General features: G+C 40.7%; 16 protein-coding genes and 1 riboswitch. Of the genes, 10 read left to right on the top strand and 6 right to left on the bottom strand.

What is annotated here, in order from left to right; genetic code table 11:
• Positions 1–32: 32 nt before the first annotated feature.
• From M3189_RS10910 to M3189_RS10900, 3 genes are all read right to left on the bottom strand, one after another.
• Positions 33–1,241, bottom strand: a complete 1,209-nt coding sequence (locus tag M3189_RS10910; protein WP_251634276.1) for an aminotransferase — start codon at positions 1,239–1,241, stop codon at positions 33–35.
• Positions 1,241–1,744: an Lrp/AsnC family transcriptional regulator gene (locus tag M3189_RS10905; RefSeq protein ID WP_251634086.1), complete on the bottom strand. Its 504-nt coding sequence runs from the start codon at positions 1,742–1,744 to the stop codon at positions 1,241–1,243. The genes M3189_RS10910 and M3189_RS10905 overlap by 1 nt, the downstream gene beginning before the upstream one ends.
• Positions 1,745–2,063: 319 nt before the next feature.
• A complete protein-coding gene (locus M3189_RS10900) occupies positions 2,064–2,486 on the bottom strand; it encodes a VanZ family protein (RefSeq protein WP_251634085.1) in 423 nt (140 codons plus the stop codon).
• Between the two features lie 155 nt (positions 2,487–2,641).
• On the opposite strand from M3189_RS10900, the gene M3189_RS10895 reads away from it, so the two are divergent.
• The 4 genes from M3189_RS10895 (at position 2,642) to M3189_RS27130 (ending at position 7,840) form a co-directional block, all read left to right on the top strand.
• On the top strand, positions 2,642–3,535 hold the full coding sequence (locus M3189_RS10895; RefSeq protein ID WP_251634084.1) for a GNAT family N-acetyltransferase: 894 nt from the start codon (positions 2,642–2,644) through the stop codon (positions 3,533–3,535).
• A 178-nt stretch (positions 3,536–3,713) separates the two neighbouring features.
• Positions 3,714–4,007, top strand: a complete 294-nt coding sequence (locus M3189_RS10890; protein WP_251634083.1) for a hypothetical protein — start codon at positions 3,714–3,716, stop codon at positions 4,005–4,007.
• 201 nt (positions 4,008–4,208) lie between these two features.
• Positions 4,209–7,256 carry an efflux RND transporter permease subunit gene (locus tag M3189_RS10885; protein ID WP_251634082.1) on the top strand — a complete coding sequence of 1,016 codons (3,048 nt, stop codon included), beginning with the start codon at positions 4,209–4,211 and terminating at the stop codon, positions 7,254–7,256.
• Between the two features lie 287 nt (positions 7,257–7,543).
• Positions 7,544–7,840 (top strand): DUF5658 family protein, encoded by a 297-nt coding sequence (locus tag M3189_RS27130; protein WP_353057417.1) that lies wholly within the window; start codon positions 7,544–7,546, stop codon positions 7,838–7,840.
• A gap of 48 nt (positions 7,841–7,888) precedes the next feature.
• On the opposite strand, the gene M3189_RS10875 is transcribed toward M3189_RS27130, so the two are convergent.
• Positions 7,889–8,383, bottom strand: a complete 495-nt coding sequence (locus tag M3189_RS10875) for a sigma-70 family RNA polymerase sigma factor (protein ID WP_251634080.1) — start codon at positions 8,381–8,383, stop codon at positions 7,889–7,891.
• A 308-nt stretch (positions 8,384–8,691) separates the two neighbouring features.
• Here M3189_RS10875 and M3189_RS10870 point away from each other — a divergent pair, with 308 nt between their 5' ends.
• The 5 genes from M3189_RS10870 (at position 8,692) to M3189_RS10850 (ending at position 12,927) form a co-directional block, all read left to right on the top strand.
• Entirely contained in the window at positions 8,692–9,213 is a 522-nt protein-coding gene (locus tag M3189_RS10870; protein WP_251634079.1) for a DUF6241 domain-containing protein, read from the top strand.
• Positions 9,214–9,390: 177 nt separating this feature from the next.
• Positions 9,391–9,864, top strand: coding sequence for a hypothetical protein (locus M3189_RS10865; protein ID WP_251634078.1), 474 nt, complete (start codon positions 9,391–9,393; stop codon positions 9,862–9,864).
• Between the two features lie 182 nt (positions 9,865–10,046).
• A complete protein-coding gene (locus tag M3189_RS10860; protein ID WP_251634077.1) occupies positions 10,047–11,021 on the top strand; it encodes a ring-cleaving dioxygenase in 975 nt (324 codons plus the stop codon).
• 230 nt (positions 11,022–11,251) lie between these two features.
• Complete coding sequence (locus M3189_RS10855) at positions 11,252–11,722, top strand: RNA polymerase sigma factor (protein WP_251634076.1); 471 nt, start codon at positions 11,252–11,254, stop codon at positions 11,720–11,722.
• The gene (locus tag M3189_RS10850) at positions 11,722–12,927 is read left to right on the top strand and encodes a hypothetical protein (protein WP_251634075.1); all 1,206 of its coding nucleotides are present in this window, start codon (positions 11,722–11,724) and stop codon (positions 12,925–12,927) included. Before M3189_RS10855 ends, M3189_RS10850 begins: the two co-directional genes overlap by 1 nt.
• Positions 12,928–12,966: 39 nt before the next feature.
• Here M3189_RS10850 and M3189_RS10845 read toward each other — a convergent pair whose 3' ends face one another.
• Positions 12,967–15,006 carry a molybdopterin-containing oxidoreductase family protein gene (locus M3189_RS10845; protein ID WP_251634074.1) on the bottom strand — a complete coding sequence of 680 codons (2,040 nt, stop codon included), beginning with the start codon at positions 15,004–15,006 and terminating at the stop codon, positions 12,967–12,969.
• Between the two features lie 163 nt (positions 15,007–15,169).
• Positions 15,170–16,357 carry a HupE/UreJ family protein gene (locus M3189_RS10840; protein WP_251634073.1) on the bottom strand — a complete coding sequence of 396 codons (1,188 nt, stop codon included), beginning with the start codon at positions 16,355–16,357 and terminating at the stop codon, positions 15,170–15,172.
• A 288-nt stretch (positions 16,358–16,645) separates the two neighbouring features.
• Between M3189_RS10840 and M3189_RS10835 the strand changes: the two genes are divergently transcribed.
• A complete protein-coding gene (locus M3189_RS10835) occupies positions 16,646–22,642 on the top strand; it encodes a DUF4350 domain-containing protein (protein ID WP_251634072.1) in 5,997 nt (1,998 codons plus the stop codon).
• Positions 22,643–22,838: 196 nt separating this feature from the next.
• A riboswitch (TPP riboswitch) is annotated at positions 22,839–22,938 on the top strand.
• Positions 22,939–22,995 lie beyond the last annotated feature (57 nt).

Below are 22,995 nucleotides of genomic sequence, written 5' to 3'. Positions count from 1 at the left end.
TTAGAATAAGGGTTGACGCTCTTTGCCTGTGTTTAGTTATTAGAATATTGCTCCTGGGCCTGTGTTTCTTTTAATTTCAATGAGCTCATAAACCGTTCCATGCGCTTAACTGCCTCTTGAAGCTGTTCCAAAGAAGTGGCATAGGAGCACCTTACATAACCTTCGCCACTCTCGCCAAAGGCACTTCCCGGCACGACGGCTACTTTTTCAGCTAGTAAAAGCTCTTCTGCAAATTGTTCAGAGGTCATGCCCGTACTTTTAATCGAAGGAAAGACATAGAAAGCACCGCCTGGAGTGTGACAGTCCAACCCAATCTTGTTTAACGATTGGACAATGTAATTCCGTCTTCTGCGATAACTTCTTCTCATACTTTCCACTTCGTGATACGTATTTCGTAACGCCTCGATGGCACCATGCTGCAGCATATGTGGTGCGCACATGGTTGTATATTGTAAAATCTTCACCATTTGTTCTGTAAAGGATGCTGGGGCAGCTAAGAAACCTAACCGCCAGCCTGTCATCGCAAATCCTTTGGAGAAGCCGTTGATTAATATAGTTCGTTCGTACATACCTTCTATGGAAGCGAAGCTCGTATATTCTTCATCATAGGTTAATTCTGCATAGATTTCATCGGAAACGACTAGCAGGTCATGTTTTTCAATTACAGCTGCTAGGTTTGTTAGTTCCTCTTTGTTTAAATAGGTTCCGGTCGGATTGTTAGGTGAACACAACAAAATGGCTTTTGTGCGACTGGTAATCGCATTTTCGATTTGTTCCGGTGTCAGCTTAAAACCATTACTGTGATGTGTTGAAACAGGAATCGGCTTTCCACCTGCCAAGGTGACTAATGGTGCGTAAGAAACGAATGCAGGTTCAATAATTAGAACCTCGTCTCCCGGGTTTAAAATCGCACGGAAGGTTAGGTCAATCGCTTGGCTGGCACCAACGGTCACAATAACTTGGTCGATTGGATTATACTGAACACCAAAACGCCTATATAAGTAGGATGAGATTTCCTGTCGTAGTTCTAGTAAACCAGGATTGGCGGTATAGGAAGTATAGCCTTCTTCTAGAGAAAGAATCGCTGCTTCCCGAATGCTCCACGGGGTGATAAAGTCCGGCTCACCGACACCCAAGGATACGACTCCCTTAATGGAAGCTGCCAGGTCAAAAAACTTTCGAATTCCAGATGGTTTGAGTTCTTTCACCATCTCCGATAAATAGTGTTGATGTTCTTTCATCATGGTGAAACCACCATCCGGTGGTCTTTGTCATTGCTTTCACCGAAGATGACGCCGTCATGCTTGTATTTTTTTAACATGAAATGCGTGGTGGTAGAAATAACATTATCGATTGTAGAAAGCTTTTCCGAAACAAAGCTAGCAATCTCACTCATTGTTTTTCCTTCAATGGTTATCGATAAATCAAAGGCCCCGGACATAAGATAGAGAGATGTCACCTCAGGAAAGCGATAAATTCTTTCCGCTACCTCATCGAAACCAACCCCGCGCTTTGGTGTCACCTTTACCTCAATCATCGCAACGATATTTTCCTTGCCAGCCACCTTGCTCCAGTCAATCAAAGCCGGATAACTCACAATAATCTTCTCATCCTCTAATTTCTTAATAACCGCGGTAACATCCTCCGCGCTCGAATTCACCATCAACGCAATATCTTCCACTGGAATTCGATGATTCTCCTCAAGAATCGATAGAACCTCCAACTCCACACCAGACAACCTCATACCAAATCCTCCTCAAAACGTTCAAATTTAATATTACTATAATACAGCATAGTTAGAATAAATAAAATATTTTCTGTTTAGCAGTTACAGTTACGGTGCCTGTCACCACTCGTGGACACTGTCCACCTGAGGCGGACATTTGGGGCGTACACTTGATTTGGAAGGGTTACGTCTTCCCGTACAATTTCAAATCAATCTACTTGCTCCCTTTGTACGTTGTTAATTTTCCACTCCACGATGACCACCTCATTCGATTATTTTTTTGCTTAAGTATAGAGGCAATACAAGAGAAAATGGGAAGGAAGTTTGTTTAATACTTTTAATATTTCTCTGATACCGAATTTGTTTGACTGATAGTGAAGAGAATAGCTAACCCTAACGTAATCAAAATGCCAATTAAATCAAAGCCGACGTCAAAAACTCTGCCACCTCGGTGAAAGTATAATTGGAGGAATTCTGTTAGAGCGGCAAAGGTGGAAGCCGCTAGTAGGATAAGGAATTTAGATTTATATTTCATTAATAGTAGAATGGTAAGAAAATGAAATGCGAAAATATGACCCGATTTTTGTAGCAATAAGCCCCTGCTAACATCAGAGGGGAATGGTAAAAAGAACTCTAAATAAGGTGGATTTACATCCCATTGAAACCGCACAGCTCCAAAATGAATCAAATCGTGAAGACTTGACGTACAAGTAAACAGCAAAATCAAACCGCACCAAACCAAAATAAACATACTCCTCATCACCCAACCTCCCATCTAACAAGGTTGACCGTTACCAGGAGTTTCATACATATGAATAAAATGGCCAAAATGAATGCATAAATGGTGGGGTTTTGCATAAATGGTGACAGGCACCGCCAGTGGATAATAATATTAAAAGAGGGAGGGATGGATGAATGAAGGTTATTGCGTTAGAAAAGGCGAGGGTTCATGATTTTGCGGCGTATTGTAGAAAGCATCGCGATGAGGTTGATGATTCCTATTTGTATGATTTTGAATTACGGGATTTTCAGGTAGATGATGAGAATCCAACTTATATTCTCATCAATCAGCAGGATGATATTGTAGGAGCAGCTTCTTTGGTGATGGATGATTATCATAAACGAGGAAAAAGAGCACGTTTTCGAATCTTTCATTCTGAAGTGGAGGATATTCAATGTTATCAGCAGCTGCTACAGGCAGTTTTAGAACATACGACAGACCTAAATAAGGTTTTTCTGTTTATTCCAGTTTTTAATAAAGTATTGATAGAAATGACTGAGGGTTTGAAATTTACTATAGAAAGGTATGCCTTTCTCCTTGTTAGGGAGGACCTAGCTCTACCTGAAGTCAAGCTACCAGAAGGATATGAGCTTAGATCTTTTCAAAGAGGACAGGATGAAGAAAATTGGTCAACGGTAAGAAATACAGCATTTGCTACACTTAGAGGTAGTGAAACACCGATCATAACGGAAGGTGTGACAAAGCTCCTTCAAGATGAGGATTACCTTGAGGGTGGCATGATGCTTCTTTTCCATCAGGGGAAACCTGTAGGAGTGATTAGAGGTGCTGATGATGAATATGAAAATTCGCCTATCATGAATATAGGACCGGTTGCAGTTACACCTGAGTACCAAGGACGAGGCTTAGGAAGAATCCTTCTTAGGGCAGTCTTACATTTTGCTAAAGAAAAAGGTTATAGACGAACAATCCTTAGTGTGAACGGAGAGAACGACCGGGCACAGTCTCTCTATATACAGGAAGGCTTTAAACAGGTAGAGGCAGTTGTCTGTTATCACTATTTTTTATAAATTTTACTGTGTAAAAAAGGTGTTTTTTCTAATGAACTAGTTAGAGAAATGCCTTTTTTTTGTGACAAAATATCATTTATCTGGTGATAACAGATTATTCCTACTTAGATTTATTTATTTAATTACGTTCCATATACGCTAAAGTTCCATATGCTTTATTAATAAGGGGTGAAATGTAATGAAAAAAGACCAATTTGACGCAGAAACACTAAAGCACATTAGGAGCCGGTTGGATACTGTTTATGCCATTGCCAAGAAAAATTACAATGACAACCCTGAATTGATGGACACAATCGAGAGTTTAGCTCAAATAGCCATTATGTTTACGAATATTAAACTACAAGAGGTTAATGATCTGGACGAAACCGCTAGCCCGCAAGGATACATCATTTCAAAACTGTCACATTCCTACTCAAGAATGACAGAGTACGAAAAACAAAAAATAAAAGACTTTCCAAAATGGAAACTGTAATAAGCCTGTTAATGCAGGCGCAGCCAAAGAGAAGTGCAAATGCGCTTCTCTCTATTTTTGTCCACCCCAGGAGGACATTTGTACATTAGTGGTGACAGGCACCGACAATGGCCCAGACAAATAATGTTTATTTTACTAAGGTTGGAAAATAATGATAGGTATGGATGATTTTTTTCGTGGTGGAAGGGGCGGGGCGTTTGGATGTGGATTAGTGATTTTTCGATAAGGCGGCCGATTTTTACTCTTGTTACGATGTTTTTTGTTTTGATTTTGGGAGGTGTTTCCCTTTTTAAGATACCGATGAAGTTGATTCCGGAGATGAATCCCCCGGTAGGAGTGGTCGTTACGACATATCCTGGTGCTAGTCCGGAAGAGGTGGTTGAGAAGGTAACCAAACCTTTAGAAGAGAATCTAGCCACCCTGCCTGGGATTAAAACCATGACCTCTACCTCTCAGGAAGGTGCAAATTTTATATTAATGCAATTTTCTTGGGCGACGGATATTGATGAAATTCAAAATGAAGTTCTTCAGCGCCTTGATATGGCTCTGCTTCCAGAGGGTGTTGGCAAGCCGCGTTTCCTTAAGTTTGACCCTGCCATGTTTCCAATTATCCAGCTTTCACTTAGTTCCGAAGAGGATGAAACCTCTTTAAGGGAGCTTGCGAAACAATTGAAGCTCGAACTAACCAAGGTTGTCGGAGTGGCAAGTGTTAACCTTTCAGGCACTTCCACCCAAGAGGTAAGAGTGGAACTGGATCAAGAAAAGCTGAGAAGTTTTCAACTCAGTCAATCGGATATTGTTGACCTCATCAAAGCCAATCATATCTCGATGCCGGGTGACACGATTTTAACAGAAGGGAAGGAGCTTACAACCAGAATCATCAGCTCTATTCATTCTCTTGAAACGCTAAAGGGGCTTACCGTAAGCGTCAATCCATTAACGGGTGAAAAAATAAAGCTTCAGGACATCAGCACAGTTGAATTCACGAAGCTGGATGACCATACGATTACGAGAATGAATCAAAAGCCATCCGTACTGCTCAGTGTGCTGCAACAATCCGATTCCAATACCGCCGCAGTTTCGAAGGAGTTTCTTAAACAACTGGACAAGCTCTTGAAAAAAGAAAAGTACAAAGGGATTGAATCTGAAATACTTTTTGACCAAGGGGAATTTATCCAGATGGCCATCGGAAACATTTCTACTTCACTGCTACTTGGCGGGGCATTGGCGATGGCGGTGTTATTCTTATTTTTAAAAAATATCAATAGTCCGCTAATTATTGGGATTGCGATTCCATATTCGGTTATTGTTACGTTTGTTCTCATGTATTTTGCGGATTTCACCTTAAACATAATGACTCTAGGCGGGCTTGCCCTCGGAATTGGAATGCTCGTCGATAATTCGATTGTCGTTATTGAAAATATTTACCGTCATCTTTCGATGGGAAAAGAACCGAAAGAGGCAGCGAAGGAAGGTACGAAAGAAGTTGGGACAGCCATCACGGCTTCAACCTTAACCACTGTTTCTGTTTTTTTACCGGTGGTGTTTATTACCGGATTGATTGGAGAAATGTTTACTGAATTCGCATTAACGATTTCCTTTAGTTTATTCGCATCACTAGTGGTAGCTTTGACCGTGGTGCCGATGCTTGCGAGCAAGCTATTGAAGGCTCCAAAAAGGAGTTATCTAAACAGGAGGCATAAAAACAGCTGGATAAAAAGAATTGATAAAGGTGTCCGCTGGTCACTTCAGCACCGCAGCGCCGTAATCATCATCACCATCGTATGTCTTGGTATAAGCGTTTTTGGTTTGACGACAGTAGGGACACAATTTTTGCCGAGCACCGATGAGGGATTCTTTAGTATTCGGATAAAGCTGGAAAATGGAGCTGCATTAACAGAAACCGAAAAGGTCGTTGCTGCGCTTGAGGACCAATTGAAAAAGGAAAGAGAGGTCGACACCTTCGTAGGTTTAATTGGCACCACGCAGGAAGGAACCTTTAGGGGAACAACAAATGCCAATGAGGGTGAACTATATATTAAAATGGAGGAATTGGAGAAGCGGAAAGTGACAACCTTTAAATTTGTCGATGATATAAAGGATAGGTTAATGAAGGCAGCTGTGGAAGCCAATCAAACTGCGGAGCTATCCTTTATTATGCAGTCCTCTACAGGATCTAGTCCGCATACACTCACTTTTAGTGTCAGAGATACGAATCCAGAACGATTAACTCAGTCTGTAGATACGATTTATAATGAGTTGAAAAACGTAGAAGAAGTCAATGAATTAACAACGGATTTGATGGAAAGAGTGGATGAAGTTCAGATTAGTGTTGACCGAGAAGCAGCATTGAGGCATGGCTTAGTCCCTGCTCAGATTGCGATGATTGTGAATGATGTGACCCGTGGTTCAAGGGCCACACAGATGGTTTCCGAAACTGGTGAAATTCACAGTATCTTTGTTCAGTATGACCGTAAGATTACGCGTAATCTGGAACACCTCAAAGGTCTCCTTGTGAAAAAGCCAAATGGAGAGTACGTGACGTTGGGTGACGTATCAAAAATTGAAGTGAAAAGTGGACCTGTTGATATCCAGAGAATCAACCAACAGGGTGCGGTGCAATTTACTTTGAAATACAAAACAACCACTAATTTAGGTGCGATAGCAAAGAAGGTCGAGGAGGAGATTGACACCCTGAACCTTCCGGGGGAGTCAGAGATTGTTTTTAGTGGAGAGAAAGAATTGCTTGATTCATCCATCGATGAGGTGATTCTCGCGCTTATTCTTGCGGTTGTGTTCATTTATCTCGTAATGGCGGCACAATTTGAATCTCTAAAATATCCATTTGTGATCATGTTTAGCGTGCCATTAATGGTGATAGGAGTGGCACTAGCCTTGACTAGCACGATGAGTCCTATAAGTCTAACTGTTATCATTGGCGTCATTGTGCTTGCCGGCATTGTCGTCAACAATGCCATCGTCATCGTCGACTTTATCAATCAGAAAAAGGAGAGTGGATTAGCCTCTTATGACGCCATTGTAGAATCCGTAAAAGACCGGGCAAGGCCAATCTTTATGACATCCCTCACTACCATCCTGGGACTCATCCCACTCGCCCTCGGAATCGGCGAAGGAACCGAAATCAACCAGCCCATGGGCATAACCGTCATAGGAGGAATGGTCAGCAGCACACTATTAACCCTATTCGTCATCCCAGTCATGTATAGCATCATAGACCGTGGGAAATAAGTGGGGGATGTTTGGGAAATGGTGCCTGTCACCTTGGTGACAGGCACCATTCGTGGACACTTTCCACCTCAGGCGGACACTCCCTTTTATTAAAGAAGAAATTCAAATAGAAAGGCTCAGATTCGTCGACTCTGAGCCATTTTTCGAGCTTTCTTTATCCTCCTCGACTTCATTCGGCTGTTATAGGGGAAATTGTCTAACGATTATCGCTCACTATGGAAGGAAAACATCCCCTCAAAAAGGAATGTGTAAGAGTTCGTTATTAGGAACAGAGAGGTGATAGTCCAGTGGTTTTCCTTTTTCATTATTTATCGCTCTTAAATATTTTTGATGCCTTCATTACATTCTTTGGATTGAAAAATTCATTTATACAAGAAATGAACCCATTGATGAGCAGAATATATGAAGCCGAACCGGCCTTATTTTTGATTACCAAACTGACATTTTCGCTGTGCCTTTACTTGTTCATTCTTTTTAAAAAAGTACCATCCACCTCCTTTACAAAGGGACTCACTATCTTTGCCTCTAGCTTCTATACCTTGATATTTTTCCTGCATTGCTACTGGCTCCTCACCCTCATCTAAAGGTGCCTTTCCTATCTAAATGGCAGGCACCTTTAACTTTGGGAATTTCTAACGCTGAGTCTTCATCACATCCTTCAATTTTTCGCGCGCTCCTTTACGCCATAGTTTAACAGCACTAATCGATACCTTTTCCTTTTTGGCAATTTCTTTGATACTTAAATCCTTAACAACGGTTAGCAGTAGCCATTTTCTTTGATTGGTTGTCAGGCCTTGGTCTTGGTAATAGGATAATAGGTTGTTTTCTTCAAGTGCACCGTCTGTATAACCTGCTGCAGTATTTTCCCAGAATTCCTCCTCTGGTAAAATTGTCCTTTCTGCTTCCACGGTTGCTTTCGTCAATTCCATTAATAGGTAGCCCCTTATATAGTGATAGGCATAGGTGGAGAAGTTCCCCTTTCTTGGGTCAAACCGCTTACTTGCCACCCATAGGGCAATAAGACTATGCTGATGAAACTCCTCTTTATTTTTATAAATGTGAAGAGTGTGGATGATTTGTTGAATCATTGGCTCATATTTACTGGCTAACTGTTCGAAGCTTTCCAAGGATAGTCCCTTTTCCGAAAGCGCGCTTTTCTTTTTATTCCCGGGTACCTTTACCTTATAGGGAACCGGAGGACGCAGCGAACAGCCTTAAATCACTAACTTCAAGAAAATTGTCAGAACAATCACGTTTTATGCGATTAGTTTAAATTAGCAGGGTTATTTCGCTTTTTTCGCATATTATCAGTTAATTTAAGGCTTTTGCTTTTTGGCTATATGTAATTGGGATAATTTTGTATAATTATTAGAAATTAGGATTTTGTAAAAGAGAGATTAATAGATATGTAAATTTAGTTAAGGGAGAGTGCTGCATGAAAAAGGTAGCTGTGGCGGGTTCTATCATTGGGATAATAGCCTGTGTGATGGGAGTCTATTTTTATTTAAGTGATGGCAGTGGACTGAAAATCAACTTGAAGAAAAATGATCCCGTTGCAACGAAAGAGGCACAAACAAAAATCGAAAAAAGCTTTGAAGCACCGGTATCAAGTAAAGTAATGGCAGAATATGAAACCATGAGTGAAGAGGAACTAATCCAAGAGGTTCACAACATGACACATCAAAAGGTGAAAGCAGACAAAAAATGGGGCTCCTCTGAAATCACCGCCGATAAAGTCCAAAAAATATATGAAGTGACACAAAACAAAGACTTCAAAAAAAGCAGTAACAAAAATATGCTCCTAGACACCCTAGAACCCTGGACAAGACAAGACTTCAGCAACGCCATAAGCGCTCATAACCGTATTTGGTCCTACCAAAAAGGAAACATCGGCAAAGCCACCCGACTCCTCACCCCACAAGAAGAACTAGAGTATATACTGGATGAGTTTAGATGATAGAGGTGCCAATAGTGGTGCCTGTCACCGCTCGTGGACACTGTCCACCTCAGACGGACAGTAGTGGCGTGGCGGATATACTACTCAAATGTTTGTAAGCGGAGTAACTTGGTTAATAATTGGATGTAGCTGGACATAGTCTTTAGTAAGGGGGAGTCTGTACTAAAGGAGAGACATATGTCTAGAAAATCTATGCCATTTACGGGTCTTGTCATAGGAATGGTGCTGCTAGTCTTTATCGTGACTGTTTTTATGTTAATTAAGGGCGCTTGGTTATCACCGGATAAAGTAGCAGTTACTGTGGTGGAGGAGTTTTATCAGTATGAGCAGGAGGGGGAATTTGCCTCATCTTGGGAGCTTTTTCATTCAACCATGAAGAAAAAATTCAGCAGCAAAGGATCTTACATCCAGGACCGGGCACATGTATTTATGAACCACTTTGGAGTTGAAACATTCGATTATACAGTAAGTGAACCTGAAAAAATCGACCAATGGAAAATGTCCAAAACGGAACATGCCATGAAAAACGTATACAAAATCCTCGTCACCCAAACCTACAAAGGAAAATACGGAAACTTTAACCTCGAACAGGAAGTCTTCGTCGTTAAAGAAAAAGATGTTTGGAAAATCGTTTGGGATTATAACCAGTAATGGTGACCTCTTTAATGGTGACAGGCACCGCCCGTGGACAAATTGACAATTTTGTCCACGCGGGGTGGACAGTTAGCCTGCAATAAGGATGGATGTTGACGAGAGGTTCCGGTTTGATTATAATTATCTCGAATTCGAGATAAAAAAGAATAACAAGTGAAGTTCACATAGGAGGTCATTAAATGAAGCTGTTAGGTTTACATCATGTTTCGATCTTAACGGGTAAGGCGGAGAGGAACTTTCAATTTTATACAAAGATTTTAGGTTTGCGTTTGGTCAAGAAAACAGTGAATCAGGATAATACAGAGTCTTATCATTTATTTTATGGTGATGCGAAAGGAAGTCCTGGTACCGAAATTACCTTCTTTGATATACCTGGTCTTGGGCACACTTATCCAGGTGTAGGGAGCATTTCATCGACGTCACTTCGAGTCAAGGATACCAATGCACTTCGTTATTGGGAGGAACGTTTTAAAAGGTTTGGGATTCAACATGGGCAGATTGAGAAACGAAACCATCGTGATTCCTTGGCATTTCAGGACTTTGAGGGGACGAAGTTAATTCTGGTAGCGGATAACGGTGAAGCAGGAGTTCGTCCAGGGATACCTTGGGATAAAAGTGATGTCCCCGCAGACAATGCAATAATCGGTTTGGGTCCAGTTACATTAACGGTTGCGGTTCCTGACAAAACCGTTAAAGTTTTAACCGAAGTTATGGGCTTTCAACAGGCAGGCACCTATCCATCTCTTGCAGGTGATTTTCCTGATATCCAAGTTTTTGAAACAGGCGAGGGAGGTTCTGGTGCAGAAGTACACATCGAATCAAGACCAGATTTACCAAGGGAGCGAGCTGGCCGGGGAAGTGTTCATCATGTCGCCTTCCGGGTTCCGAATGAGGAAGAATATGAATATTGGGTAAAGAGGATAGCGGCATCTGGACTAATAAATTCAGGTAAAGTTGAACGGTATTACTTCAAAGCCCTATATTTCCGCGAGCCTAACCATATCCTATTTGAATTATCAACCGACACCCCGGGTTTTGATGTGGATGAACCGATTGAAACATTAGGAGAAAGGCTGGCACTTCCTCCATTTTTAGAACCGCGCCGGGCAGATATTGAAGCAAAATTACGACCTTTAGATTTAGATCGTATGTAATCCATGGAGACAAGGACCAATTTGGAACTTGTCTTTTCTCTTGGCACAATCTTCCTTCTATATTACTCTATAAGAAAATACACTTTTTTTAAAATTTTTAAAAATTTCCCCAACACTTTTCACTCCTCAAACGTTATCTTACTGAAAGCAGCAAAAACAACTGAAATTCTCAAGCGACATCCTAAAGATTTTTATTTTTAAAATAAAATAAGTAAAAGTGAGTGATCGATGTGAATGTGGGAGTGAGTGATTTATATGAAAAGTTAAAGGATGACTTGTTACGCTTCGCAAAATCCATTGCCAGACATGAACAGGAGGCCAATGATCTAATTCAGGATGCAATGGTCAAGTCGCTTAACGAACCACAGCTGCTCAGTTTACCGGAATATAAGCAGCGTGCATGGTTTTTCCGGGTCATGAAGAACAGGTTAATTGACGACCGGAGAAAAGAACATCGCTTGACACAGTGGGAAGATGACTTTGATTTTCCGATACAACAGGCGGGTGTCAGCAACCTTGAAATAACCGAGTTACTTAGACATTTGCCACAGGATTTAAGTGATTTAATTTTTAAAAGATATTGGTTAGGGCTTTCAAGTCAGGAAATTGGCGGTCAGTCAGGGCTCCCCGCCTCAACGGTGCGATATAAACTTCATCTTGCGATTAAACGATTAAGAACCATATTGGAGGAGGAAAAATAATGAGTCAACGAATTGGAAATGTCGGATTATTAAATTTGGTGAATGCAACAGAAGAGAGTATTAAAGGTGTAGAACGGATTGAAAACGTCGGGTTAGTTCTCTATGGAAAAGACAATGCACATCTATTAACAAAGTTAAATATTGGCAATATCGGGTCGAGTTTAGAGGTTCCAGCTGGATACCGCCTTTTTAATGGAGTTTTTCATCTGGATCAAAATTATCTGTCTTCCATTGTCGAGCCAGTTCTTCTTTTAGTAAATGGTATTGTCATTATTGATCAGAATGTTCGGCCGGACCAGATCCACGCTGGGCAATTAAACTTAATGGTAAACGGAAAAGTGTATAGTCCTTCCCATTTATCTGGTGTGGCCGGCAGGATGTTAACAAAAAGTAACGGCTCAGTTGAAACCTATCATAGTGCACCTCCAAGGTTCGAAAATGGTAAATTTTCAATGACAAATTCCTTCCTGCAATCAATAGAGGAGTCCTTATTTCTAGTTGTAAATGGATTGCTTACTTTTGCACAGGATCTTAATCTTGATTTATTCAATGAGAAAATTAATAAGCTAGAAGTGAATGGGAAAATCGAAGTCTTTGAACATCAAGAATCCCTTTTATATAAAAAAGCAGCAACTTTAACATCCTGTAAAGTGGAAGTAATTCCTGCAGGGTATGAGGTTTTAGGCAAACCACTGCGCCTAAATGCCCGTTCGATTCGCAGATTCCAACAGAAAAAATGGTACACAAATAAACCGGTTATTATGGAGAGCGATGTTCCAAGGGATATGCTAACGAAAGCCATTGAAAAAATTCATTCAACATCCGTCATCATTTGTCACGAGTCAGTTGAGGACCTCGTTTATGAAAGATTGAGTTTGATGGAAACGGAAGTGTTACCCTATGAAAATAACTTTATCTTAATTGAGGGAGAAGAGGAATGGTCAAACGACCAATTCCAGGCCTTAGACCAGCCAGCAAATTTCATTGTCAACGGCCAACTCCTCCTCGATAGGGATGTAAGTGAAGAGGTGCTGCGCTCCAAAGTATCTACATTGGATATCTTAGGTGAAGTCGTTATACGCGAGAAGAAACTAAAAGGTGTCCTTCAAACGATCATTCGACTAAAAACAGGCACTATAGAAGTGGAGAGAGGTAGAGAAGAAACAGGAGCCACACTTCAAAATATCGGCGAGCTCTCACTATAATAAAGAAGGCACCGCCCTTTGGGCGGTGCCTGTCACCATTTATGCATCACTGTATAATTTTTCTACACTTACTCTTCCAGAGAAGAAGGTTGCCCCGCCGCCCATGTCGGCGATTCGGTCTGGTGTTAGGGTGTTAACGAGTTGTTTGGTTCCTTTTAAATCTGCCCAGAGTCCTTGGGTGGCAACTACTCCTGGAAGGACGTTTTCTCCTACACTCACTTTTAACAGACATTCCCCGCGCTGGTTCCAGACACGGACCTGGTCACCATCCTCTATACCGGAAGTCTCAGCATCACGAAGATTCATATGCAATCGAGGTTCTTTTTCAAGACTGATATGCTTTGGATTATTTGAAAAGGTAGAGTTTAAGAAATTATGATTGGGTGCTGGGATAAAGTGATAAGGATGATCCCCGTCCACTGCGATTGGGATGTAAGTTGGCAGCGGCGGATAGCCATTCGCTTTCATCCGCTTTGAGTACAGCTCAATCTTCCCGCTTGGTGTCCGCAATTTACCCGGAAACAATGGTTTAACCTTTGCTTTTATATATTGCTTTTCTACCAAAGTTTCATAATCTAGTCCATCCAGATAGGGATTAGCCTTGAACTCTAGTGCTTCCGCTATCATTTCTTCTTCTGATTCCTTAAAGGCTGCTTCTTCAAATCCCATCCCATTCGCCAGAAGACGGAAAACTTCGACATTGGATTTGGACTCTTCATAGGCCTCGATGACAGGCTGCTGAATCTGCATGTAGTGGTGCCAGTACGAGGTGTAAATATCTGTATTCTCATAAGACGATGTCGCCGGCAATACAATGTCAGCATATTTGGCGGTGTCAGTTAAAAACAAATCATGGACAACCATGAATAAATCCTTACGCTTAAGACCTTTCCTGACTTTAACCCCTTCTGGTGCCACTACTGCAGGGTTAGAACTATAAACATAAAGAGATTTTACAGGAGGGTCTATCGTGAGAAGTGCATCTCCAAGCTGATTCATGTTAATTACCCTTGTCTGTTTGTTTTTTAATAGCCGTGGGCGCTGCAATTTTACGGTGTCAACCGCAAGATACCCTGAATTTCCTTTTATCGCACCACCGCCTTTAACAAGCCATTGACCCGTTAAGGCAGGCAGACATGAAACGGTGCGGACAAACATTCCACCATTATCATGATGCTGTGGTCCGTTGCCAATTCGAATAAATGCAGGCGTGGTATTCCCATACATTCTAGCAAGCTTGTAAATATCCTCAATAGGAACCCCTGTTATTTCTGAAACAGTTTCGGGGTCATATTGAATTACATGCTCTCGCAGCTCTTCATAACCAACGGTATACTGCTGTAGAAAGGAGGAGTCGACCAAATTTTCAGTGAATAAAATATGCATGATGCCAAGTGCTAGCGCACTATCAGTCCCTGGTAAAATCGGAATAAACCAATCTGCTAATCTACCAGTTTGATTTTTATGAACGTCAATAACGACAATTTTTGCCCCGTTTTGTTTGCGGGCTTTTTGTGCAAGTGCTACCTGGTGCATGTTGGTACTAGCTGCGTTAATCCCCCAAAAAATGATGAGCTTCGAATGAACCGTATCTTCAGGATCAATCCCGTAACTGCCACCCATCGTATACCTGTAACCAACAGTCCCAGCAGAGGAACAAATACTTCGTTCCAGCTGTGATGCGCCCAAGCGGTGAAAGAACCGACGATCCATTCCCTCTGCGTTCAAAAGCCCCATGTTTCCATAAAAACTATATGGAAGAATACTCTCCGGTCCATTTGATTCTAATAGTTTTTTCCAACGAGATGTGATGGTCTCAATGGCTTCATCCCAGCTAATTCGTTCAAATCTTCCTTCACCCTTTGCACCAACCCGCTTCATCGGATACTTTAAGCGGTCTTCATCATAAATCCTGCTAGTCATATTCCGAACCTTATTGCAAATATTCCCCTTCGTCACCGGATGCTCTGGATCTCCCTCTACCTTTACAATCCGTCCGTCAACCTTATGTAAAAGCAAACCACATTGGTCTGGACAATCCAATGAGCAAACAGACTTAAAAACCCCATTTTGTTCCATAATAGATCCATCCCCTTTCGGTGCCACCTTCTCGGTGCCTGTCACCATTTATACATCATTGTATATTTTATATCATCATATGACAGCTTTTAGGTTGGAGCAAGTGCATAAAGTTTTCAATAAAAGAAGAAGGACTACCTTTTGGTAATCCTTGTTGTTTTATTTAGGAGAAGATTCTTTCTATGAACCAGAAGGCTCCTAATGCTGCTACTATAATTGACCCTGCTTTAATAATTAATCCGGATGATTTGAGCCTGAAAATATAGGTTAGTAGTGGAAGAACGAGTAATACCAGTGCTAACTGGACAACCTCAATCCCTATATTAAAATTTACTAAAGCAAGAGCTAAATCAGCTTTTGGGATGTTCATTTCTTTTAAGATATTCGCAAAACCAAGACCGTGGATTAAACCAAACAGGAAGGTTAAGCCCCAGCGGTGCCGTATTTCTTTTCTGAAAATATTTTCGAGCGCTACATACACGATGCTAAAAGCAATTACAGACTCAATGAAGCGCGACGGCAATGTAATCACGCCTAAAACAGCGAGACTTATCGTAATACTATGGGCAATTGTAAAGGATGTAATAATCGCTGCATATTGCTTAAACGTCTGCCTTCTAAGAAGTAAGGCTAATAGAAATAATAGATGATCGTAACCCGTTAGGATATGGAGCATTCCGAGCTTGAAAAAGGAAAGCCAAGATGAAGTGGTGGCCTCTACATTAGGGTCAACCTCTTGAGTTGAATCAGGTTGTGTCTGATATTCTTCAGGTTGTGAGGTTTGTCCATCTTGGGATTGCTCCTCCTGAGCTTCAGCTAAAAGTATGGTCCAAGTTCGCTCTTTACCTTGTAAAATTGCTTGTCCAGTTGTACCAGCAAACTCAAAAGAAATTAAGTTAACATAATTGGTAGCAGGGTCATTTACATACAGTCCATCATTAAAGCTAAGGGTGTCACCAGCAGTGAAAGCAGGAAAAGTTAAATAGTAGGTTAAAAAAATCTTATCTTCCTTTTTTTCCAAGACCATTTTTTCCAAGATAGGTTCTTGCTGCCGATTGTTTAAATCTAGAGTTAAATGGTGGTGAACGAGTTCCTCTAAATCATGGTTTTTCTCTTTCATTTCCGACTTCTCGAGTTCATTATTTTTATTTTTATCAATATCCTCTATTAATTCGATAATTGACAGGGTATCAATATAAAAAACAAACTCGGTTTTATCAGGATTCATTTTTATATTTGTATAACTTGCGCTATAGGCATGGGCATGTGCTGAAGAGGGAAATAAAATACCCATCATAGCTAAAATAGCAAGATAATTAAGTAATCTATTTGATTTAAAATGAAATTTCAAAACTTGTCTACTTTGGTAGAAAAAAGAAATCACCTTTCAACCTCCCCAGTAATGTTTTTATAAAATAATTTTAAACGTAAAAAAGAAATCCTCCTATATATAATCACATTTCTCCTAATTTTGTATACATAAGTCGAAAATTATCAGTATAATTCCATGATTTTGGTTATTCCTATATTAGTGAAAATTTTGTAGAATAATAGAGCTACATATTATGGAGAGAGAGAGGGGACTATTTTTCAAAAAAGTAGAAATAGATAGCAAAACTAACAAAAGGGTGGTACAGAGATGAGTTATAGCAAGGGGAAATTTTTAAAACGCTGGATAAGAACATTCATGGCGTTTCTCTTATTAGTTAGCACCTTTTTACCAAGCGGCTTAATGGGGAAAGCCTATGCCGAACAGGCAAATCATGTAGTAATCTCTCAAGTTTATGGCGGTGGGGGAAACTCTGGAGCCCCTTTTAAAAAGGACTTTATTGAGTTATACAACCCTACAAATGAACCGATTTTATTGGAAGGATGGAAGGTAGAATATGCTTCAAATACCGGTGCATTTACTAACTCTACTCCTTTAAATAATACTATTCCTGCATACGGTTACTATTTAATTACCCAAGCTGGTGGGTCAACCGGAACAGAGCCTGTTTTGGCAGATGATTCCGGTACAATTGCTATGTCAGGGTCGAATGGTAAAGTTAGATTAGTAGATAAAAATGGTGATTTAGTTGATTTAGTTGGATATGGCAGTGCAACAACTTTTGAAGGGACTGCTCCGACAAAGGGACTTTCCAATACAACTAGTGCAACCCGCAGACCATATGCAAATACTCAACCTGCTTCAGGTAAAGGGAATGCATGGGATACTAATGACAACGCAGGTGACTTTTTTGTAGGTCCTGTTATTACACCTAAAAACACTGCAAGCACTCCTGAAGAACCAATGGTTCCACAAATTAGTTTACAGCCGAAAGGTTATAATATTCAATTTTTACAAGAAGGTACTACCGTTAAGGTAACAGGAGGACCTGAAGCAGTTGAAGGAAATTCAACTATTAATGTATATGAAAACGCAACCAATGGAACTCCTCTTTCAACAGTAACAGCAGAAGAAGACGGTTCCTTTGACATCAACTTCACGTCTGAAAAAGCGCTGACAGCAGTTTTTGTTTCTGCTACACAGACTGATCTTGACGAAAGTGCTGCTATACAAATTAATAAAGCTGCTCCGAGTAGCAATGTTATTTTTGATAAGTTAAGCTATATGGTTAACGCTGGGCAAGGAACTTTAATCGGCGGCGCTGGCGCAGCGGTTAAGGAAGCCATCATCAATGTTTATGCGGATGAAGCTGCTACTCAAAAACTAACTACAACTGAAGTAAAAGCAGGTACTTCAGGAGATTTCAACATTACGATTAACAATGCACCTGCTACAGTTTATGTTACACAGAAGACAACTAGCGATAAAGGAACTATGTTAGAAAGTTTGCCTGTTCCTATTGAAAAAGCTGTATTAGATGTTGCCACACCTATAAATGAGGTAAAAGCAACTGACTCTAAAGGGATCTTGCTTAACCTCAACAATTTTTATACGATCGAAGGTGTCGTAACCGTTCAAAATGGTGTTCTTGGAACTCAGAAAAATAACTATTATATCCAAGACGAAACTGGCGGTATCAACGTATTTGGAAGCTTTGATTCAGGACTTAGCATTCAACGTGGCGACAAATTAAAAGTGACAGGGAAAGTCATTGTTTATAATGGTCTAACGGAATTCGAACCAACAGCAATTGTTAAAGTCAGCGAAGGAAATCCAATTCCAGCTGTCAAGGATATTACGATTCTTGATTTAAATACATTTACAGTGGCCGAGCCTCTTGAAGGTAGCCTTGTAAAAGTAAGCGGTAAAGTATCTGCTGTTGCAGCTACCGGCGCAAATTACAATGTAACTTTGGTAGATGAAAATAATAAATCAACTACAATCAGGGTAATGGGCGGTACAGAAATTAAGCCAGATACTGATCTTGTAGTTGGTAACAACTATTCGATTACTGGTATCGTTGGACAATATACAACAAATGCTACACACGTTAATGGATATCAAGTATTCCCACGTGATGATAAAGATATCGTGGCGATGTTAAACTTGAGCCATACTCCATTAACAGAAGTATTTCAAGATACAAACATTGAGTTTGTAGCAATTGCAAGCGGTGCAGAGTCTGTTACAGCTTACTACCGTGCGGAAAATGCAGCGGAATTTACAGCACTTCCGATGACTTCTACAACTGAAGGTCGTTATACGGCTACTCTTAATGTAACTGACGTACCTGCTAATGCGTTTGAATACTATATTGAGGCAAAGTCAGGAGAAAAGACGCAAACTTCTGGAACAGCTAGTGCGCCGCATCAAGTAACCTTGATTGAAGACACATTTGCACCAGAATTCCTAAGCGAAACCCCTCAAAATGGTACTAGGGTAGAAAGCCCGCGGCCAGAAATTTCAGTTGTTATGGAAGACCCAAGCGAAGTAGATACAACAACTGTAAAGGTTTGGTTTGATGGATTAGAAGTAACAAACGCAACAATCAGTAAAAAGCAAGTTAAATTCACACCTGAGCAAGACCTTGAAAACGGTGTTCATACCGTTAAAGTAGAAGCAACTGACTCTAAAAGTAATAAAGGTACAAAAGAATGGACGTTTGAATCTGTTCCTCGTTTCACTGGCGGTAATCATTACCGTGGAACTACTCACAATCATACGAATATTTCACATGATGGTGCAGGTAGTCCAGAAGCAGCAGTTGCTGCTGGTAAAAGATACGGATATGACTGGTTTGCTTTCTCTGACCACTCACACGATATCGATCCAACCCTACTTGGTCAGGACACTGTTGTTCGTGATGGTATGCAAGAACGTACAGGTGGTTCAGATTGGCAGTTAACGAAGGATCTAGCTGATCAGAACACTAAAAATGGTGAATATGTAGTTTTCCCAGCGTTTGAAATGACTTCTACAACATGGGGACATTCCAATATCTTTGGTTCAGAGAACTTTATCGATCGTAATATTAACGGCAAGCAATACCAAGATCTAAACCAATACTATGCATGGGTTATGACTTACGATGATATCGTCGGACAATTTAACCACCCTGATATGTCAAATGCTGCTTTCAACAACTTCAAACCTTATAACAAAGAAGTGGACAAGCTTTTCACCATGCTTGAGGTTGGTAATGGTTCCGGACACTATGCTTATGCAAATGCTGAGAAGAAGTTCTTCTCTGTACTAGACTTAGGCTGGCACGTAGCTCCAACTTATGGTGAGGATAACCATGAAGGAACATGGGGACAAACAAGAGCTCGTACAGTAATCGTAGCTGACGATCTTTCACAAACATCTCTATTACACTCTATGCGTAATATGCGTGTGTACATGGTAGAAGATCCAAACTTTACGCTAGATGTACTAGCAAATGGTTATTATATGGGATCTACCGTTGACAGCAAGGATTTGAAGTTCAAGATTAAAGGAAGCGACTTAGTTGCTGAAAATCGCTCTATGAGTGAATATGACTACTTAGCTGCTGATTATAAATCAGATGATAGAGTTGAAAAAGTAGAATTAATCACAAATGGCGGCGTTGTTGTTGATTCATATTCTCCAATGACAAAGGATTTCACATGGGAACCATCTTACAATGTGGCTGGCGGACAGCAATGGTTTGTAGTTCGTGTAACACAAGCAGATGGTGAAAGAATGTATTCTGCTCCAATTTGGTCAAAAGAAGAAGCAGTTGACGTTCGTGTTAACGGAATCGACGTTGAAGGAGAAGTAATTTTTGAAGGCAATCCAGCTACATTAAAAGCAAGTGTAAGCAATAACGGTACACAAGATGTACAAAATGTAAAAGTGGACCTTTACTACGATGAGGTAATAGATGCGAACCTTATTGGGACACAAACTCTTTCATCTATCGTATCGAAGGGCGTTGGAACCGCAAGCTTTACGTGGAGCAATACAATAAAAGGCGATCACAAATTAATCGCTGTGGCTTCATCTGATTATGGGAATCACCAATTTACTCTGGATGTTAATGTAAAAGAGCCACTGGGAATAAAAGTAATGATTGACGCGAAACACAACAATGAAAACACAAGTTCAGACGGTGGGACTTATAAAGACAACCTTAAAGCCTTTACCATTCTTTTACAAAAAGAAGGTTATACGGTTGTTGAAAACAAAGAAACCTTTTCGGATGCAGTATTAAGCACTGTAAAAGTTTTAGTCATTACACACAATCGTACGGCGTTTACAGCAGAGGAAAGTGCAGCCATTGCTAAGTTTGTAAAAAATGGCGGCTCCGTCTTGTTTGCAGGTAAGAGTAATAATAGCACGGACCCTACAATCAATAACTCTTTATTAGGGGAAATTGGTTCAACGATTCGTATGGGTAATGACGGGGTATTCGATGATAGTGAAGAAGGTAACTTCTGGAGCGATCCAAAGGTAAGCCCATTTGCTGTCCGTGTATCCCCGGGCTTAGTTTCGAATTATATTACGGACCGCGTATCATTCTTAGATTACTATAGTGGAACAAGTTTATCGGCAGCTAATAACCAACCGTTAACTGACGGAGGTAAGGTTACGATTTTAGCAAAAGGAAATGAAACCACTTATCAAGGTAATATCAAAGGCGGCTACACCTATGATGCAGTATCCGATGCAACTGGCGGGTCAGCGATTCCATTAATCGCCTCAGAAGAAATCGGAGAAAATGGACGTATCATCGTTTCTGGTATGAACATTTTCAATGATAAGCAGATTGATGAATCGTACGAGCCAAAAGGCAATGACGAATTCTCACTTAATGCGATTAACTGGCTGGCCGGACGCGAAACAAAAGTAGCGAAAATCGGCGATGCTCGTAAATTGGCAGAAGACACTCATACTGTCATAGAAGGAACTGTAACAACAGGCGCTGGAGTATTCTTCGATGCATTCTATGTAGAGGATGAAACCGGCGGAATCATGGCATTCCAAGAGGTTCCAGCTGATAGCATAAAACCAGGTGATAAGGTTCGTATTTACGGGCACATTATTACTTTTGACGGAAACAAAGAAATTGAGTTTACTAGCTTTAATCAGGATGTCATAAAAATTGGTACAGGTGAACCTTTACAGCCTAAATTAGTACCTACAGGTGAAGCGACGTCCGATGCAAACCAAGGTCTGCTTGTTAAGGTAAAAGGTAAAGTGGTATCCATTTTTGACGCTAATTCTTATGTAATCAATGATGGATCTGGCGACATTTTAGTCTTCACAGATGGTTATATTGTTAACCAAAGCGGTCCAGTCCCTGTTCTTAAAGTTGGCGATACACTTGAAGCAGTCGGTCTCTCTGGTACTTTTGCAGATGGTACACGAATCCGTGTAAGGGACACGAAAGAATTGATTGGTACTGATACTAGTAACCCAGAAGCACCCGTTGTTAATGCTGTAACAGATAAAGCAACAGAAATTAGCGGAACAACGGAAGCCAATGCAGTTGTAGCAGCAAAAGTTGATGGTCAAGAAATTGGCTCAACTACTGCAAATGCAGCAGGAGATTTCACAATTGAAATAGCCTTGCAAAAAGCAGGAACGAAGATTCTAGTTACTTCATCAGATGCTGCAGGTAATGTTAGTGAAGCTGCTGAAGTAACAGTTATTGACGTAACTGCACCAGAAGTCCCTGTTGTAAATGGGGTTAATGACAATGACCTATTTATTAGTGGAAAAGCCGAACCAGGCGCAAATGTGACAGCAAAGGTAAATGGTGAAGAAATTGGCAATACTAAAGCCAATGCAGAAGGCGACTTCACAATTGAGATATCAAAGCAAGTAGTAGGTGCAGTGATTTTAGTGACTGCAGCAGACGTTTCCGGAAACGAAAGCTCAGTGGCTCAAGTTATGGTTACCGATGAAGTAGTGACAAAAGTCAGCATATCCTACGTTGTAAATGGTAACCATGCATTTAGGAATCCACATCAGTTCACTGCTACCTCAGAAGGAAGCAGATATGCGGTGTATCGTTTCTTACTTCAAGATGAAAAAGGGGATATTACCCTATTACAAGATTATGGAGTAAACAGCACAGTTTCATGGACGCCTAAAATGCCTGGAACCTACAAAATCATTGTTTTAGCGAAAGATCAATTCAACAATGGTTTCTTCACACACTACAATGAGGCTACAACAGAAATAACCTTTACGGTTGATCCTAGTAAAGGAAAAAAATAAATACTTTTAAAAGGTGGAAAGAGTAGAGATACTCTCTCCACCTTTTTTGAAATAAAATGTCCGCCTGAGGTGGACAGTGTCCACGAGCGGTGCCTGTCACCATAGCCAAAGGCTATGGTGACAGGCACCAAATAAGTTCCTTTACAAGAGGAAGAATTTATCTTACTATTAAGGCAACAATGAAAATTGCATACGGTTTTTGCACTAGGGGAGCTTTTTTGGCTGAGAGGACGTTTGTCCGACCCTTATGACCCGATCTAGATAATACTAGCGTGGGGAAGTGCAGGAGAAGATTATCGTTACATCAACGTTGATATGATTCGACTGCATTCCCATGGGATGCAGTTTTTTTG

Origin of the sequence: Neobacillus niacini (genome assembly GCF_023715415.1) — a bacterium.
Classification (GTDB): domain Bacteria; phylum Bacillota; class Bacilli; order Bacillales; family Cytobacillaceae; genus Neobacillus; species Neobacillus niacini_C.
Note: the sequence above shows the minus strand (reverse complement) of the source record. Positions and strands in the feature narration are given on the sequence as shown.